Below are 16385 nucleotides of genomic sequence, written 5' to 3' on the forward strand. Positions count from 1 at the left end.
GCTATTGACGCGCATCAACCCGTGGGCAATCTCCCGCGTCCGGCGCAAGCGCGCGTCACGCCGTTGATTCCTTTTCGATGCGATCGCGCAATTGGCGCACCTGGCGCGCTTGTTGCGCAATGCGGTCCAGCGGGCCGGCCAGCGCGGGGTCTGCCGCCGTGACAGCGGCGGGCACCGCGAACTGGCGGGCGCTAACGCCCGGCGCCTCGTCCTGCGGGTGCAAGGCGTGCGCCAGGACGCGCGCATAGTCTTGCAGCGCCGAGGCAGCCGCCGGCGCGTCGGCCGGCAGGGCGGGCTGGATTTCCAACACGGTGCCGGCGGCGGTGATGCGGCGCATGGCGTTCAACAGGTTCACGGCGGTGTCGACCTTGCGGTCTCGGTGCACCGGGTTTTGTTGCAAGCGCTGCAACGACGCTTCGGCGTTGTCGGCGGACAGGCACGCCAGGCGCCGCAGCCCCACGATATCCGCCTGGTCGGGCGCGGACGGCGCGTTGCTCTTTTGGCGCAGCAGCGCCAGCGCGTAGGCCGCATGCCGCTCCAGCGCGCGCGTCAGCGCATCGGCCAACTGGCGTGGCTCTTTTTCCGGCCACACCAAAACACCCACCAGCAGCGCCAGCACGCCACCCAACACGCTGTTGAACGCACGTAGCGCGGCCAGCATGGGTTCGTAGATTTCCGGCTGCTGGATATGGCTGACCAGGACGAACTGCGACGTCAAAAAGAAGGTGAACAGCGCGTAGTGGATGGTGCGGGCGGCGAACGTGCCCAGCGCAATCGGCAGCACGGCCAAGGCCACGGACAGCGGCGTGCTGAGCAGCAAGCCCAGCAGCGACGCGCCGATGGCGCCGGCCACGCTGCCAATCACCCGTTCCACCGTGCGCTGCCAGGTCGTGGCGAAATAGGGTTGCAGGATGAAAACCAGCGTCAACGACATCCAATAGCCGTGATTCACCGCAAACGTCTTGGACAGGGCCACCGCGATGGTGGCGCCCACGCCCACGCGGCAGGCGTGGCGAAAGGCGTCTGATTCCACGCCGATGTTCTGGCGCAGCGTACGCAGGGCCTGGCGTGCCCGGCTGCCCATGCCGGGCGACGAGACAGGCGCGGTGGGCGCATCGCCCTGGTCGAACATGGCCTGCATGACGGACTGGGCCGTGTGCAGCATGCGGTCCAGCACCGGGACGACGGACGCCAGATCTGGCGCGTACGCCATGGCGCCGCCCCGCAGGTCATGCAAGCCCGCCGCGAAATGCGCCAGGCGTTCGCGCAGGCATTCGGCCTGCTTGGCGTCGCTGACGTCGGAGGTGCTGGCGATGGCGTTGCATACGCTGGCGTAGCGGTGCAGGGCATGCGACAGGTGCGCGCCCGCGCTGCGCCCCAGCCAGCGCGGTGCGTTCGACTCCAGCAGGTCGGCCGCGGCCACCAGCGCAATGAAGCTGTCTTCGGCACTGTCCAGCAGATACATCAGTTGATGCGCGCGGGCACGGCGCGACGGCCGGGCGTCCTGCACTTCGCGGATGCGCACGCGGGCCGCCTCCAGGGCAGCGCGTTGCGCGCTGCGTTGCGGCTTGGTAACGGCCGTCCAGGCTTGCGGACCGCCGGCGGGCGTCAGGCCGGAATACATGCGCGCCAGGGCATCGGCAAAGTCGGCCAGCCCGCGATAGCAATGGGCCACGGCGTGCGTCGCGTCTTTCCAGGGACGGCGCCGCCATACCAGGGCGGTCATCAAAATGGCCCAGACGGCGCCAACCAGGAAGAACAGGGTGTACGACAGGCTTTCGGCCAGCGTGGGCGCGGGCAGTTCGGCGGCGACCACGAATCCGGCCGACAACAGCGTGCCGACGATGGCGGCGGCGGGCCCCAGCACCCGCAACAGTCCCCCGAGGGTGCAGCACAGGAAAGTCAGGGGCAGCAGCAGCCACAGGTGCCCCGCGCTGGCGCTGGCAAGAAAGCAGAACAGGGCGCCGACCAACCCCAGGGCGAGCATCGAGCCGGCGCGCTGGCGTAGCGGCCCGCCGGGGTCGCCAAAGCAGGCCCAGAACGCCGCGATGGCCGTCCAGCCCAGGCGGGGCTCATGCGCCAGCACGGCAAGAATGACGGGGGCCGCGCTGATCGCGGCGGCTTGCAGGGCGTCCAGCCACAGGACGTGGCGCAGCGAGGCGCGCCAACGGGAAAGCAGTTTTGTCACGCTAAGGGAAGTCGCAGCAGGGGGAAGCCAAACCGGCCAGGGATGCAAACCCTAGCATGTCGACAAGGCGCCGGCATATACGGACGGTTACATAAATGTGAATGCGTTGCCAGATACTCGCAAATTTGCCTGGAACAATTGCGCAAAATGGCATAAAAAAACACTTGCGATCGCGCAGTGGAATTTAACCCCCGCGGATTGCGGCAAGCCAACAGTGAATACTCATGTCCCAATGTGTTCTATCTGCGCCCGGACAGCGCAGGCTTTATCCGGGAACACGCTAGGAGCGTAGACATGACACCGAATCACGAGGCTTCCACAGGCTCGGTGGTCAGCGATGAGGAAATCGCGGCCATGATTGCGGGTAAGGACGGGCTGCGCGTGCTGTTGCAGCCCCAGGTGGATTTGCTGACCGGCAAGATCGTGTCGGCCGAGGCGCTGGCGCGATGGCAACACCCGCGGCTGGGCGTCGTCATGCCCGCCGAATTCATCCCCGGCGTCAATCGCATGGGCCTGGACAAGCAGTTGTTCGAACGCGTGTGCCTGCGCGTCATCGATGTGCTGCTGACCATGCGCAGAATGGGCGTTGCCGTGCCCGTGGCGATCAACGCGCCGGCCACGACCTTGTCGGACGAGCGCTGCGTGGACTTTCTGCTTAACCGCATCCAGGCCGCCGAGTTGCCGGCCTCGCTGGTGCGCGTGGAGCTTACCGAAGACCAGCCCATCAAGGAACTGGACGTGCTGCGCGCGTCGTTGATGAAGCTTGAGGACGCCGGTTGCGAAGTCAGCCTGGATGACTTCGGCACCGGCCATGCGTCGCTGAAGCTGCTGTCTGCAATCCCCTTATCCGAAGTCAAGATCGATCAATATTTCGTGACCCGCATGCGCCGCAGCGCGGTGGCCTTTGAAGTGCTGCGCACCGCCGCCGAGCTGGCCACGCGCATGGGCTGGCGCGTGGTGGCCGAAGGCGTCGAGAACGTGGCCGACATCCCGGCCTTGCGCGCGGCGGGTTGCCGCTATGGACAGGGCTTTGCGCTGGGCCGCCCCATGGTGCTGGACGAGCTGATGGTGCGCCTGCGCACCCAACGCGACGGGATAGCTCCGCTGGCCGCCTCCGCCAGCTACGCCTCTTCGTGGATCGAAGCCTTCGACGGCGCCGACGCCGAGCCTTCCTCGCGTGCGCGCGTGACCACCCAGTAATCGAAGCTGCCGGTAATTCTTACCGAGCGGCCGTCCCCCGGCAGGCTGCGGCGCTTGCCGCGCCGGGCACCAATCAATCAGGGTCATCAAAACTTTGCCCCCCGCATCCGGCACACGGTGTTGTTTGGGCACGCCAGTTGCTACTCCTGTCCAGCGGAATCGTTCCGCCCTAAAGGAGACACGCAATGTCCAATCAGAACCAGCCCGACCAGCAAAAGCAGCCGCAGAAGCAACAGGCCCAGGAAAATTCGCGTGACAAGCAGCAGCCGGGTCAACAGCCGGGCCAGCAATCGGGTCAGCAGCCCGGTCAGCAAATTGACAAGGGCCAGGGCCAGCAAGGCCAGAACCCCGGACAGCAAAACAAGACGCAGCGCTAGCGTCTCGACCGCGTCTTGATTTCCCAGTACGGCAAGCGCGACTCCCGACGGCCCCGGCCCCGCCAGCAACCACGGCGAGGCCGGGGCCATTTGCTTGGCGGCCGGGATTGCTGCCATCATCCATTTCGACCATTGAATAATGTCGCCGTATCTTTGACCATGCCTTGGTTGCGCCCGCGCGGTTGCGCGCACTTTCGTTCGCCCACACAGGATCTTTCATGAGCATTCCCGCCCCAGCTCCGCGCCGGCGTTCGGCCCTGGGCACCACGCTGGCCGTGCTGCTGATGCTTGTCGCCCTGGTGGCGATACTGGCGTTTGCCGCGACGCGCATGGTCGAGCAGCGCATCTACAGTCTGTTGGGGCCGCGCAGCCAGGTGGGCGACATCAGCGTGGGCTTGCGGCAAGTGGTGTTGACCGACGTCGTGGTGCCGGGTGCGGCCGGCCAGAACAAGGCCAGCGCCACGCGCGTGACGCTGGAACCGGAATGGACGGCCTTTCTGCGCCACGAAGCCGTGTTCCACACCGTGCTGGTTGAAGGCTTTGACTTTGCGGTGGTGCGCAGCGGCGACGATATGCAGATTGCGCCGGCCTTGCAGACCGCATTGCATTCGGGCGAAAGCCGCACGCGCGGACCCATGCCGATCCGCATCGCGGACCTGGTGCTGCGCGACGGGCGCCTGGATTTCCTGGATGCGGTCGTGTCGAAACCGCCGCATCGCATCGCGTTCAAGAACGTTCAGGCGCGCTTGAACCCGATCGCCATCCCGGGCGACGGGTCGCATAGCGACCTGGAATTCAGCGGGGTGGTGCAAGACAACCGCAACGGCGAATCCACCGTGCGCGCGCAAGGTTGGGTGGCCTTGGGCAGCACGGATTCCAACATGAAGGTGGCGGTGCGCAATATGGACATCCGCCATGCCGCGCCCTACCTGTCCGAGAACGGGGCGGGCACGCTGGCCGCTGGCGCGATGGACCTGGACATGACCACCGCCATCGACAAGCGTGACCTGCGCGCGTCCGGCACGGTGGCGCTGCGCGACCTGAAGTTCACGGGCGACGGGTCTGTATTTTCCCTGCCGCGCAAGGCCGTGCTGGCCGCCATGAAAGACAAGACGGGCGCGTTGCGGTTTGAATTCGCGCTACGCGGCAGCCTGGACAATCCGAAGTTCTCGGTCACGCGAGGGTTTGCCGCGCAAGTGGCGCGCGGGTTCGGCCGGGCGATCGGCGTGGGCGCGGAAGGCGCCGCCGAAGGCGTAACGGGCGCCGTCAAGGAACTGGGCGACGCCTTGTCGGATCTGCTTAGCCCTTAAGCCAGGCGATCAGTGCGAGCCCGGGGCCGGCGATGCGTACTTGCCGACCATCGTGGCGCTGGCCTCGTTCAGGCCGATCACCTCGACCGTCTTGCCCGCGCGCCGCAATTTGGCCACGGTTTTTTCCAGCGCATCCACGGCTGAGATGTCCCAGAAGTGCGCGCCGCTAAGGTCGATGACGACGGCCGGGGCGTCATCGTTGAAATCGATGGCGTCGGCAAACCGGCCCGTCGACGCAAAGAACACCTGGCCCTGGTAGCGATAGACGCGGGCGGCGCGGTCGTCTGCCCGCTGTGACGTCACCGTCAGCAGGCCCTTGACCTTGCCGGCGAAGAACAGCCCGCTCAACACCACGCCGGTCAACACGCCGCGCGCCAGGTCGTGCGTCCACACCACCACCAGAACGGTGGCCAGCATGACCACGGACGATTGCCAGGGATGCGATGTCAGGTTGCGCAGCGAGCGCCAGTTGAACGTACCGATGGACACCATGATCATCACCGCCACCAGCGCCGGCATCGGAATGCGCGCCACCAGCGGGCCCAGCACCACAATCAAAAACAGCAGGAACGTTGCCGCCACAAAGGTGGACAAACGGGTGCGTCCGCCGGAACGCACGTTGATGACCGACTGCCCGATCATCGCGCAACCGCCCATGCCGCCCAAAAAGCCCGTAACGATGTTGGCCATGCCCTGGCCCTTGCATTCGCGGCGCTTGTCGCTGGACGTGTCGGTCATGTCGTCCACGATCTGGGCGGTCATCATCGATTCCAGCAAGCCCACGGCGGCCATCGTCAGCGAATACGGCAGGATGATGCGCAGCGTGTCCAGCGTGAACGGCACGTCCGGCAGCGCGAATGAGGGCAGGGCGGAAGGCAGCTTGCCCATGTCGCCCACCGTGTTGACGTCCAGCCCCAGATAGATGGACACCGCCGTCATGGCGATGATGGCCACCAGCGGCGAAGGTATCACCTTGGTGAATCGCGGCAGCACATAGATGATTGCCAGGGACGCCGCCACCATCGCATACGCCACCCACGTCACGTGGGTCAGCTGCGGTAACTGCGCCATGAAGATCAGGATGGCCAGCGCGTTGACGAAGCCGGTGACTACCGAACGCGACACGTACTGCATCAGCAGGTCCAGGCGCAACAGGCCCGCCACGATCTGCAACACGCCCATCAGCACCGAGGCCGCGAACAGATACGCGATGCCATGGTCGCGCACCAGCGGCACGACCAGCACGGCGATGGCCGCGGTGGCGGCCGAGATCATGGCGGGGCGACCGCCGGCAAAGGCGATGACCAGCGCGATCGAGAACGACGCGTACAAGCCCACGCTGGGATCAACGCCGGCAATGATGGAAAAGCCGATGGCCTCGGGGATCAGTGCCAGCGCAACGAGCACGCCCGCAAGAATATCGGCGCGGGGATTGGACAGCCAATCGCGGCGCAGCGTGGAAAACGAAAACATGGTTCAGCTAGCCTGAGGTCAGCAAGCGGTGGGGCGTCATCGTGCCCAGGGCCGATGCGGCAAGTTCCGGGCACGCACCCAAAGTCGCTTGAAGTTGTCCGGGGGATAGGCGCCCGGCCGAGCCACCCGGCATGCCGGGTCCACCAGGATCGCGGTAACGCGATCGCCGCGTCCATTGCAGACACGGCGGTGGGGATTGTACATGGACGGGCTTGCAGGGCGTTGCGGCGGCCAAAGGGGCCGCCGCCTGCGGCAACGTGCGGCAGCCTGCCGCAACTTGCCGCAACCCGCCGCAACCTGCCGCAACCCGCCGCAACCTGCCGCAACCCGCCGCAACCCGCCGCCACCCGCCGCCACCCGCCGCCACCCCGGCGCCGCGAAAGGCAAGCTGCGGCGCTTACCGTTGCTGAGGCGCCGGCCCCGCGTAGTAGGCCGCCAACGCCTGTATCTCGGCGTCGGTCAGGCGTTGCGAAAAGGCGCGCATCACCCCGACGTCATCGTTTTGGCGCGAGCCGCTGCGAAACGCGTTCATCTGGTCGGTGAAGTACTCGCGCGATTGGCCGGCAAGCCTGGGTATCAGCGGCCCTTCGCCCATGCCGCGCAGGCCGTGGCAATTGGCGCAGGCGGGCAAGGCGCGTGCGCCGTCGCCTTGCACGTCCAGCTTGCGGGCGGCGTCACCGCCAAACTCGCCCACGTGCATGGGCGGCCCGGCCAGCGTGCCGTAGTACGCCGCCACTTGGCCGATTTCCTGCTCGGACAACGCGCGCGCCACGGTATTCATCAAGGGCTGTACTCGCGCGCCGCTGCGGAAATCGGCCAGTTGCTTGGCCAGGTATTCGCTGCTTAAGCCCGCCAGGTTGGGAAAGATACCGCCCGACGGCGTGATGCCGGCTTGGCCGTGACAGGCCACGCAGGCTTGCACACCGGCGGCGGGTTTGCCGTTGGCCGCCAATTGCTTGCCGGCCGCCGGGTCGGCATCGCGCAGAAAGGTTTCCCATGCGGGGCGCGATGCGCTGAAGTCCAGCGCGCTGCGTCCTGGCACGGGCGCCGGGGGCTTGGGCGGGGCGGCCGCGGCCGTGGGCGCGGGTGCCGTGCCGGCTGCAGTGCCGGGGGTGGCGCCCGGTGTGGCGCCCGGTGTGGCGCCCGGTGCGCCCGGTGCGCCCGAGGCGGCCGGTGCGGTGGCGGGCGCCTGCGTGGCGGGTGGCGCCGATGCCGTCACGGCCCGGGCCCGGATCAGCCCGTCGCCGCCGGTGCCGATCATCTGGTGGGCCGTGGCGATCAGCGTGACGAGCGGTGGCGCCACGATCAGCAGCACGGCGATAGAGATGCCTTTGCGATGTTCAATCATGATCACACCAGCCGTCCCGGCGAACGCAGATAGTCCGCCTTGATTTTTTCCACGATCCAGTAGGCGGTGGCGCCCACGGTGCCCGTCGGGTTGTAGCCCGAGTTCTGCGGAAACAACGCCGCGCCGGTCACGAACACATTGGGCACGTCCCAGCTTTGCCCGTAGCGGTTGACCACGCTGGTTTCCGGGTTGTCGCCCATGGCCGCGCCGCCGGTCAGGTGGGTGGACTGGTAGGCGGTGGCCGAGAACGGACGCTTGCGCGGACCGGGTTCGGTGCGCACGATGCCCTTCATGGCCTTCCCGATTTCATCCCCCTTGGCCGTCAGGAATGCCGACATGCGGATGTCGTTGTCCGGAAAATCGTACGTGACGCGCAACAGCGGCAGGCCCCAGGCGTCTTTATAAGTGGGGTCCAGGCTAAGGTAGCCGCCGCGCCAGGGTTGGGCCGAGCCGGTGATGGTGATGGAGGCGGAATGGTTGTAGTAGCGCTTGACGGCCTTCTTCCAGTCGGCGCCCCAGGCCGGCGTGCCCTTGGGCGTGGGGTGGTAGCCGATGGGCGCGCCGCTGACCACCTGGATCTGCAAGTAGCCGCCGCCCACGAACCCGTGCGGGCCGTGGTCGAAATTGTCGGCGCTGAAGTCGTCCATGGTGACGGCCACCGCGCCCGCGCCCATGAAGGGGTTGATGTTGGTGGCTTCGTCAAAAAACAGGTTCACGCCCGACGTGGTCTGGTGCGTGTAGTTGCGGCCGACCACGCCGGTGTCGGTGACCGGGTCGTACGGTTTGCCGATGCCGGACAACAGCAACAGCCGCACGTTATTGATGCCAAAGGCGCACAGGACCACGATTTCGGCGGGCTGGAACACTTCTTCACCCGCCGCGTCTACATAGGTCACGCCGCGCGCGCGCTTTTTGTCGGGCGTGAGCTCTACGCGCAGCACGTGCGCGCCGGTGCGGATTTCAAAGTTCTCCATCTTCAGCGCCACGGGCAGGATGCACACCTGGGGCGAGGCCTTGGCGAAATGTTCACAGCCGAAGTTGGAACAGAAGCCGCAATACACGCACGCGCTCATGTGCAGCCCTTCGGAATTGACATAGGGGCGGGTACAGAGCGCCGAGGGTTGCACGTAGGGGTGATAGCCCAGCCCGCGCGCCGCTTCGCCGAACAACGCCGGGGCGTAGGGCACTTTCATCGGCGGGTTGGGGTAGGGACGCGAGCGCCACGGCTCGAACGGGTTGCCGCCTTCCTGCTTCTGGCCCTTGATGTTGCCCGCCTGGCCCGACGCACCGATCAGGTAGTCGTAGCGGTCGAAGTACGGTTCCAGCTCGTCGTAGCTGACCGGCCAGTCCTGGCAGGTCAGTTCCTTATCGAAGATATTTGCGCCATACCGTTCGGTGTAGTGGCTGCGGATGCGGAAGTCGGTGGGGTCGAAGCGGTAGTACGCGCCCGACCAGTGGTTGCCCGCGCCGCCCAGGTGCGTGCCCGGGTAGGCGAATTGCCAGCGCCGCATCGGCAGGGCCTTCTGGTCGGTGTTATTGCGGAACGTGAAGGTTTCGGTGGCCGCGTCCTGGTGCAGTTCGTGGCGGCGCGTGTACTTCAGTTCATCGTGGACGTTGGGCCCCTGGAAGTCCGGCGACGGCCAGCGTGCCTGCCCCCGTTCCAGCACCACCACTTTTTGTTTTGCGGCGGCCAGTTCCTTGCCGATGATCGACCCCGTCCAGCCGCCGCCGATGATGGCGACGTCCACGGGAGGTAATGTTTTAGCCATGCTGGTCTCCCGGTTTCATCGTGTGTCCGCGTGCGTTCGCGATAGATACGGGCTTGCCCGCCCAGATCACGCCGTGGCGTTCGATGTCGTTGGAAAACGAGGCATAGGCGCCGGGGAACCCCACCAGCTTCCACCCGACCATGTCGGCGTTGCCGCCATAAAGCGGATCGGAAAAAAAGCCTTCAATGGTGGCGTCCAGCACGGCCTGGAAAAACACATCGGAAGGCAAGGGCGAGAAGTCTGCCTTGCCGCCCTGCAAATCATGAAGCCAGGCGTCCTGCCTGGCTTCGTCGAGTTCCGCGTAAGGTTTGCCGTCTTGTTTGCGCGCGGCGGCATCCAGCGCGGCCAGTCCGCGCCGGAACATTTCGGCGGGCGTGAAAGAAAGCTGGTAGCCCTGTTCGGGCGTGCCTTTTTCAAAGGGGCCCTGGCGGTAGAACTGGCTGCCCGCGCCCCAGGCACCGGCCAGTTGTCCGTCAATGAAGAAGGTGACGCCGGCTTCCTTGGCGCCAGGGCCCAGCTCATCGGCGGGGATCAGGCGCGCCGCGATGGCGTCCATCGTTTTCGCTTCCTCTGCGTTGAAAAATTGCAGGGTGCGGGGGGCGGACGGCGCGATGGCCGCCTGGCCTTCGGGGTTGCCCGCTGCCGGGGCTGGCGCGGTCGGCGCGCCGACCGCCTTGGCGGCCCAGGCCGCACCGGGCACGCCCACGGCCAAGGCCTTGAGCAAGCCGCGTCGGCCGGCAACCGGCTGATCGTCCGCGGGTAAGTCCTTAGGGGATTGATCGTCCATGCATCACTCCAGTGTCAGGGCAGGCACGCTACTTGCCCATGAGTTCAAAGAGATCCGTACAAAATCGTTATCCGCTGGCGCGTAGTTTGTCACTGTTTTCAACTGGGAGACAACGATGAAAAGCCACAAACTGCTACTGCTGTGCGCCATGTTGGCGACGCTGCCCTGGCAGGCCACCACCGCCCAAACGTCGCAAACCACCCTGGTTGCGCAGGCGGCGCCGCCACCTTCCATGCCCATGCCCACCGCTGACGAAAAGACGGCGCCCGCCAATGCCATCGGCAAGCCGGTGCCGGGCGCGCAATCCGAGGACCAGAAAAAAATGCCGTCGACTGAAGAAACCACCAAGAAGCCCGATCGCGGCGCCAAGGATTCGAATGCCCCGCCCAAGGGCGAACCGGATTCGCGCCAGAAGGCGCCCGCATCCGGCACCCATAGTGGCAAACCGGTGCCCGGCGGCAAGGCGGGCGCGCCCGACAACGCGGGCATGCCGGGGGCTGGCGCCACGTCCGGCTCGGGCGGCGGCGCGGACACGCGCTGAGCAATCTGGCAGGGGTCGCGCACCGCTGCGCGGGCGCCGTCGCGTCTGCCGCTTGCGCGACAGGGGCGCCTGCCGCGGCCTGTGTAGACGCGGCTTGGGCAACGTGCTTCGTTGCGCGCGGGGCGGCTGCGGCCATCTGAGGGAATCCAACTTTCAGGTATCATTCAGCTTCCTGTAAGAACGAGAGTTCGGCGGTGTACGCGATAAAGGTTTGCTCAAGCAGCCTCGCGGACGCGGCCTTTTATGACTGAAGACCCGCCTCCTAGCAGGGCGCCTTGGCGCCCACCTTTTCTTCCTGCCACAAGACCGGCCGCCCGACTGCATCGGCGCGCTCAGCCGGCTTGCACCGCGCGCGCCACGCCGCAAATAGCGTGCCGCGCACCGCCGGGCCGCAACCAATCCCCCTTGATTGACCACGCTTTCCCTACTCAGGGCGGCGCCATCGCGCGCGCCCGCCCGACGCTTGCGGATCAACAATGATTTTTGACTGGATGAACGACCCCACCGCCTGGCTTGGCCTGGCGACGCTGGTGGTACTTGAAATTGTTTTGGGCATCGACAACCTGGTCTTCATCGCCATCCTGGCCGACAAGCTGCCGCCCGAGCAGCGCAACCGCGCGCGCCTGATCGGGCTGAGCCTGGCGCTGGTGATGCGACTGGGCTTGCTGGCCAGCATCGCGTGGGTCGTGACGCTGACCGAGCCGCTGTTCACCGTGCTGGGCAGCGAGATCTCCGGCCGCGACCTGATCCTGATCCTGGGCGGCCTGTTCCTGCTGTTCAAGGGCACGATGGAACTGCATGAACGCGTCGAGGGCAGCGCGGGCCATGAGTCCGGCCAGAAGCCGCAGCACGCCATCTTCTGGCAGGTGATTTTGCAGATCGTGGTGCTGGACGCCGTGTTCTCGCTGGACTCGGTGATTACCGCCGTGGGCATGGTGCAGGAACTGAGCATCATGATGATCGCCGTGGTGGTCGCGATGGCCGTGATGATGGTGGCCAGCCGCCCCTTGATGGCCTTTGTGGGCCGCCACCCGACCGTGGTCATCCTGTGCCTGGGCCTGTTGCTGATGATCGGTTTCAGCCTGGTCGCCGAAGGCCTGAACTTCCACGTGCCGAAGGGCTATCTATACGCGGCGATTGGCTTTTCTATCTTGATCGAGCTGTGCAATCAGTTGGCCCGGCGCAATCGCGTGAAGGGAACCCATGCGCTGGGCCGCCGCCAACGCACGGCGCAAGCGGTTCTGCGCCTGCTGCGCGCCGGCCGTAGCGGCCAGCCCGGCCAGCCCGGTCAGCAGGCCGACGACATGGCGGCGCTGGTGGATGGTGTGGGCGACGAGCCCGCGTTCGCGCCCGAGGAAAGCTCCATGATTGAACGGGTGCTGTCGGTAGGGGCGCACGACGTGCGTTCCATCATGGTGCCGCGCGGCGACATGACCTGGCTGGATGTGGCCGACACGCCCGAGGCGGTGGTGCGCAAATTCGCCACCGGCCATTCGCGTCTGCCGCTATGCGCGGGCGATGCGTCCAATGTGTTGGGCGTGCTGCATTTCAAGGAAGTGATGCCGCTGTTGCGCAACCCCGGGCCTATCGACCTGGTGGACCTGGCGCGCGAGCCGCGCTACGTCATGGAAACCACGCCGGTGTTGAAGATTCTTGAAGAGCTGCGCGCCTCGCGCGACCACATGTTGATCGTGGTGGACGAGCACGGCGTGTGCGAAGGCCTGGTCACGCCGATGGACGTGTTGACGGCCGTGGGTGGCGAACTGCCGGAGCACAGCGAAGACCAGCTCGAAGCCTTGCAGTTGTCCGACGGCTCGTGGTTGCTGGAAGGCGGCTTGTCGGTGGGCGAGGCCGCGCGGCTGCTGAACACCCCGGGCCTGGTGGACGAATACCCCGATGCCACCTTGGCCGGATGCCTGCTGCGCGCGGCGGGCCGCTTGCCCGATGCCGGCGACACGATCCGCATGCATGAATGGACCTTCGAAATCACCCGCCGCGACGGCCTGCGCCTGCATCAAGTGCATGCGCGGCCGGACCTGTGAACACCTGTGCCCGCCGTGACGCCCGCAACGCGGACCGCGCGGGTCGGTATGCCGGCGGCCACCACTGCCGCTAACTGCACACGCGGCGCCACGGGGCGATGCCGCGTGGCGGGCAGTAGCCGGCGCACGGGGTAGCGATCGACGTGCCGCTTTGGCAGCGCTGTTCGGGCGCCTTGTCGCCGTAGGGCACGGTGCCCTGGCAGTCGCAGCTGGCCAGGCCCGCACCGGAAGGCAGCTTGCGTGGCACGTCGACGGGCGCGGCCGCCGCAACGTCGTCGGCGGCATTGTCATCGGCCTCCACCACGGCACGCACCTTCGCCGCCGCCATGTTGCAGGCCTTGGCAATGGCCTTGACCGATTTTCCCTCGTCGGACAGAGACAATATTTTCTTGTCGCTGCATGCGGCCTGGGACGGCGGCGACAGTCCTACGAATAGAGCAAGCACGATCAATGCCCGAAACAAGGGCTGGCGCCAGGTCATACGTGTCTCCAGCAGGGAACTTCGGAGGGGCTGCTACGTCTGGCGCCCGATGATCCGATGGCCAAGGCGGGGGCTTGGACATGGGGCGCCCTGGCGTGCGGCCTAGCGTAGTGCCGGCGTTTCCGCGCTGTCAATGCGACCCGATTAAATAGGCGGACGTGGCCAAAGGGCTTGGTAAACAAGCACTTATGAAGAATCACCACGTTGCGCCCGGTCGTCTGATGCGCCTGATCGGGCAACGGGATGAATGGACTAGGCGGCCATGGGATGCGCGGCGATGGCGGCTTGGGCCGATGCGCGCGCGGCCTGCAATGCCGCGTCGCCGCGCGCCGTGCCCTGCACCGAGAAAAATGTCACGTTCTTCAAGCCTATCGTGCCCAGCACATGCGTCAGGTACGGCGTCAGGAAGTCCGGCTGGCGCGCCGCCTCGCCAGAGAATTCTCCCCCCGACGACACCGCCACATACACGGGCCGGTCCGGCAAGTTGCCGATCTTGCCCTCGGGTGTGATGCGAAACGTGCTGCGCACGCGCACCACGTGATCGATCCAGACTTTCAACGCCGCCGACACCGTGAAGTTGTGCATGGGCGTGGCGATGACGATGTGGGTGGCCTGGCGCAACGCGTCGATCAGTTCGCTGGACTGGCGCAACGCGCCGCGCGCCAGCACGTCGTCGGCGGGGTCCACGGGCGAGCTCAACGCGGCGGCGTAATCGTCATCGACATTGGGCAGGCGGGTAGCGTCGATGTCGATGACGGCGGGCGCGGCATCGCCAGACGCCCTGAGCAGCCGTTCAATGATGTGTTGCGACAAACGGTGGCTTTCCGATGCCCGGCCGCGCGGGCTGCAATGAATGTGAAGAATGCTCATGCGGTGACGGCGTCCAGGTTCTTGGAAAAGTGCAGGGCGGTGCTTAGCAGGCCCTGGCGGAAGTAAAAGCGTTGGGCCAGGGAATTGGCAAGGCCCGTATCCAGCACCAGCTTGGCGCAACCGGCCTGGCGCGCAATGTCGTCCAGGGCGCTCAACAGGCGCGCGCCCCAGCGACCGCCGCGACGCGTGTCGTCCACGATCAGGTCGTCCACGTATACGAAACGTCCGTAGATCAGGTTTTCCTGGAAGCGGTAGCCAGCCAGCGCCACCGCCTGTCCGGCGTCGATACCGGCAAGCAGCCGATAGCCCTGGCCGCGCATGCGGTCGATGCGGGCGACAAAGTCGTCGGCGTGGGCAAGGTGCGGGCGCAACTGGCGCATCAAGGGCAGGCAGGCGCGCAGGTCGGCGTCGGTGTCAATGTGATTCAGGTCGGGGTCGGTCATGGCATGGGTAATCGGCATAGGAGTGTTGGGGGCCATCAAATGTCAGCCGTCATCGTAGAAACCCCATGCCATAATTTGAAGAGCCATAAATTGAACTTTGGACTATGCCATGATCAGCCGCCCCGATGCCTTGCCGCCGCTACGCGCCGGCGATTCCGACCCGCTGTATCGGCAGGTCTATGAGCGGTTTCGCAGCGGCATCGCCGAGGGCACGCTCAAGCCCGGCGACCGCATTCCGTCGGCTCGCGCGCTGGCCAAGGAAATGGGCGTGGCGCGCGGCACCATCGAAGTGGCGTATTCGCTGCTGAGCGCCGAGGGCTACATCCAGGCGCGCGGCCAAGCCGGCACCATCGTCGCGCCTGACTTGCAGCCCCTTGCCGCCGCACCCGCCGCCGTCGCCCCGGTGCAGGCCGCCGACGACGACCACGGCTGGCATCGGCCGGCGCGCATCCTGCCGTTTCAGATGGGCATCCCGGCGCTGGACGCGTTTCCGCGCAAGTTGTGGGCGCGATTGGGCGCGCGCGAACTGCGCAGCCTGCAAGCGCCCGACCTGTCTTATCCGCCCGCCGATGGACTGGCAAGCCTGCGCACGGCGCTTGCCGCCTATCTGCGCGTGGCGCGCGGTATTCATTGCCAGCCGGCCCAGGTGTACATCACGTCCGGCTACAACTTCACGATGCAACTCATCATCCAGGCGCTGCTGACGCCGGGCGATCGTGTGTGGGTGGAAGACCCGGGTTATCCGCCCACGCGGGCGCTGCTGGCGCAGGCGGGCCTGGAGGCGGTGCCGATACCGGTGGACGCGGATGGCCTGATGGTGGCGGAAGGCCTGGCGCGCGCAGACCTGGCCCAGGCCGCGGTGGTGACCCCCGCCCACCAAAGTCCGCTGTCGATGTCTTTGTCGTTGCCCCGGCGGCAAGCGTTGCTGGACTGGGCCGAACGCCGTCAGGCCTGGATTGTGGAAGACGATTACGACGGGGAATACCGCTACGTCGGCCGCCCGCTGCCCGCGCTGAAAAGCCTGGATGCGCAGGGGCGGGTGCTGTATGCGGGGTCGTTCAGCAAGGTGCTGTTTCCCGGGATGCGGCTGGCATATCTGGTGGTGCCCCCGGCGCAGGTGCCGCGCTTTGACCGCATCAGCCGCCTGCTGTCGGGCGGCGCGGCGGCGTTCAACCAGGCCATCTTGACGGCCTTCATCACCGAAGGGCATTTCGGCCGCCACATCCAGCGCATGCGGCGCCTATACAGCGAACGGCGCGCGGCTACCGCGCGCGGCCTGAGCGCGGCGCTGGGCTCGCGCATGCGGATCGAACCTCAGCCGGGCGGCATGCATCTGGTGGCGCGCATGGACGCCGGGCAGCGCGATCAGCCGCTGGCCGCCCGCATGTTGGAACAGGGGCTGTACGCGCACCCGCTGTCCAGATGGTCCACGCTGCCGGATCCGCAACCCGGCCTGTTGCTGGGCTTCACCAATATCGTTTCGGAGAGTCAGGCGTACGACTATGGCCTGCAAATCCGCGCGTTGATGTAGTGGGTATAGGCGCCTATTGCAGACC

General features: G+C 66.4%; 14 protein-coding genes and 1 other annotated feature. Of the genes, 5 read left to right on the plus strand and 9 right to left on the minus strand.

Features of this window, described 5'->3' with window-relative positions; translation table 11 throughout:
- Positions 1-55: 55 nt before the first annotated feature.
- Positions 56-2188 (minus strand): FUSC family protein, encoded by a 2133-nt coding sequence (locus KYT87_RS14090; protein WP_046807601.1) that lies wholly within the window; start codon positions 2186-2188, stop codon positions 56-58.
- Positions 2189-2482: 294 nt separating this feature from the next.
- Between KYT87_RS14090 and KYT87_RS14095 the strand changes: the two genes are divergently transcribed.
- Entirely contained in the window at positions 2483-3388 is a 906-nt protein-coding gene (locus tag KYT87_RS14095; RefSeq protein ID WP_219992496.1) for an EAL domain-containing protein, read from the plus strand.
- 140 nt (positions 3389-3528) lie between these two features.
- Here the strand turns inward: KYT87_RS14095 and KYT87_RS14100 are convergent, their stop codons facing one another.
- On the minus strand, positions 3529-3885 hold the full coding sequence (locus KYT87_RS14100) for a hypothetical protein (protein ID WP_185975345.1): 357 nt from the start codon (positions 3883-3885) through the stop codon (positions 3529-3531).
- Positions 3886-3983: 98 nt separating this feature from the next.
- Between KYT87_RS14100 and KYT87_RS14105 the strand changes: the two genes are divergently transcribed.
- Entirely contained in the window at positions 3984-5075 is a 1092-nt protein-coding gene (locus KYT87_RS14105; RefSeq protein WP_219992497.1) for a DUF748 domain-containing protein, read from the plus strand.
- A gap of 9 nt (positions 5076-5084) precedes the next feature.
- Here the strand turns inward: KYT87_RS14105 and KYT87_RS14110 are convergent, their stop codons facing one another.
- From KYT87_RS14110 to KYT87_RS14125, 4 genes are all read right to left on the minus strand, one after another.
- Positions 5085-6548 (minus strand): SulP family inorganic anion transporter, encoded by a 1464-nt coding sequence (locus KYT87_RS14110; protein WP_120155549.1) that lies wholly within the window; start codon positions 6546-6548, stop codon positions 5085-5087.
- A gap of 92 nt (positions 6549-6640) precedes the next feature.
- Positions 6641-6693: a sequence feature (sul1 is cis-regulatory element that is thought to sense ions involved in sulfur or methionine metabolism; They are found in Alphaproteobacteria), on the minus strand.
- 252 nt (positions 6694-6945) lie between these two features.
- Entirely contained in the window at positions 6946-7896 is a 951-nt protein-coding gene (locus KYT87_RS14115) for a c-type cytochrome (protein ID WP_219992498.1), read from the minus strand.
- 2 nt (positions 7897-7898) lie between these two features.
- Positions 7899-9665: a GMC family oxidoreductase gene (locus KYT87_RS14120; RefSeq protein WP_104145525.1), complete on the minus strand. Its 1767-nt coding sequence runs from the start codon at positions 9663-9665 to the stop codon at positions 7899-7901.
- On the minus strand, positions 9658-10452 hold the full coding sequence (locus KYT87_RS14125; protein ID WP_219992499.1) for a gluconate 2-dehydrogenase subunit 3 family protein: 795 nt from the start codon (positions 10450-10452) through the stop codon (positions 9658-9660). Before KYT87_RS14125 ends, KYT87_RS14120 begins: the two co-directional genes overlap by 8 nt.
- 115 nt (positions 10453-10567) lie before the next feature.
- On the opposite strand from KYT87_RS14125, the gene KYT87_RS14130 reads away from it, so the two are divergent.
- Positions 10568-10993, plus strand: a complete 426-nt coding sequence (locus KYT87_RS14130) for a hypothetical protein (protein WP_046805651.1) — start codon at positions 10568-10570, stop codon at positions 10991-10993.
- 476 nt (positions 10994-11469) lie between these two features.
- Positions 11470-13035, plus strand: coding sequence for a TerC family protein (locus KYT87_RS14135; RefSeq protein WP_219992500.1), 1566 nt, complete (start codon positions 11470-11472; stop codon positions 13033-13035).
- 70 nt (positions 13036-13105) lie between these two features.
- Here KYT87_RS14135 and KYT87_RS14140 read toward each other — a convergent pair whose 3' ends face one another.
- The 3 genes from KYT87_RS14140 to KYT87_RS14150 all read right to left on the minus strand — a co-directional run bounded on the left by KYT87_RS14140 (position 13106) and on the right by KYT87_RS14150 (position 14829).
- Positions 13106-13516 carry a hypothetical protein gene (locus KYT87_RS14140; protein WP_046805653.1) on the minus strand — a complete coding sequence of 137 codons (411 nt, stop codon included), beginning with the start codon at positions 13514-13516 and terminating at the stop codon, positions 13106-13108.
- Positions 13517-13768: 252 nt separating this feature from the next.
- Positions 13769-14386: an FMN-dependent NADH-azoreductase gene (locus KYT87_RS14145; RefSeq protein WP_219992501.1), complete on the minus strand. Its 618-nt coding sequence runs from the start codon at positions 14384-14386 to the stop codon at positions 13769-13771.
- The gene (locus tag KYT87_RS14150; protein WP_104145520.1) at positions 14383-14829 is read right to left on the minus strand and encodes a GNAT family N-acetyltransferase; all 447 of its coding nucleotides are present in this window, start codon (positions 14827-14829) and stop codon (positions 14383-14385) included. Before KYT87_RS14150 ends, KYT87_RS14145 begins: the two co-directional genes overlap by 4 nt.
- Positions 14830-14938: 109 nt before the next feature.
- Here KYT87_RS14150 and KYT87_RS14155 point away from each other — a divergent pair, with 109 nt between their 5' ends.
- Entirely contained in the window at positions 14939-16360 is a 1422-nt protein-coding gene (locus KYT87_RS14155) for a PLP-dependent aminotransferase family protein (RefSeq protein WP_219992502.1), read from the plus strand.
- The last annotated feature ends 25 nt before the right edge of the window (positions 16361-16385 follow it).

It is taken from the genome of Achromobacter sp. ES-001 (assembly GCF_019448355.1).
Lineage (GTDB): Bacteria > Pseudomonadota > Gammaproteobacteria > Burkholderiales > Burkholderiaceae_B > Achromobacter > Achromobacter spanius_B.

Bases quoted from the DNA above. Each gene is read 5' to 3' on its own strand.
- KYT87_RS14095 (WP_219992496.1), top strand. From the start codon at position 2,483: ATGACACCGAATCACGAGGCTTCCACAGGCTCGGTGGTCAGCGATGAG.
- KYT87_RS14100 (WP_185975345.1), bottom strand. From the start codon at position 3,885: ATGATGGCAGCAATCCCGGCCGCCAAGCAAATGGCCCCGGCCTCGCCG.
- KYT87_RS14105 (WP_219992497.1), top strand. From the start codon at position 3,984: ATGAGCATTCCCGCCCCAGCTCCGCGCCGGCGTTCGGCCCTGGGCACC.
- KYT87_RS14110 (WP_120155549.1), bottom strand. From the start codon at position 6,548: ATGTTTTCGTTTTCCACGCTGCGCCGCGATTGGCTGTCCAATCCCCGC.
- KYT87_RS14115 (WP_219992498.1), bottom strand. From the start codon at position 7,896: ATGATTGAACATCGCAAAGGCATCTCTATCGCCGTGCTGCTGATCGTG.
- KYT87_RS14120 (WP_104145525.1), bottom strand. From the start codon at position 9,665: ATGGCTAAAACATTACCTCCCGTGGACGTCGCCATCATCGGCGGCGGC.
- KYT87_RS14125 (WP_219992499.1), bottom strand. From the start codon at position 10,452: ATGGACGATCAATCCCCTAAGGACTTACCCGCGGACGATCAGCCGGTT.
- KYT87_RS14130 (WP_046805651.1), top strand. From the start codon at position 10,568: ATGAAAAGCCACAAACTGCTACTGCTGTGCGCCATGTTGGCGACGCTG.
- KYT87_RS14135 (WP_219992500.1), top strand. From the start codon at position 11,470: ATGATTTTTGACTGGATGAACGACCCCACCGCCTGGCTTGGCCTGGCG.
- KYT87_RS14140 (WP_046805653.1), bottom strand. From the start codon at position 13,516: ATGACCTGGCGCCAGCCCTTGTTTCGGGCATTGATCGTGCTTGCTCTA.
- KYT87_RS14145 (WP_219992501.1), bottom strand. From the start codon at position 14,386: ATGAGCATTCTTCACATTCATTGCAGCCCGCGCGGCCGGGCATCGGAA.
- KYT87_RS14150 (WP_104145520.1), bottom strand. From the start codon at position 14,829: ATGACCGACCCCGACCTGAATCACATTGACACCGACGCCGACCTGCGC.
- KYT87_RS14155 (WP_219992502.1), top strand. From the start codon at position 14,939: ATGATCAGCCGCCCCGATGCCTTGCCGCCGCTACGCGCCGGCGATTCC.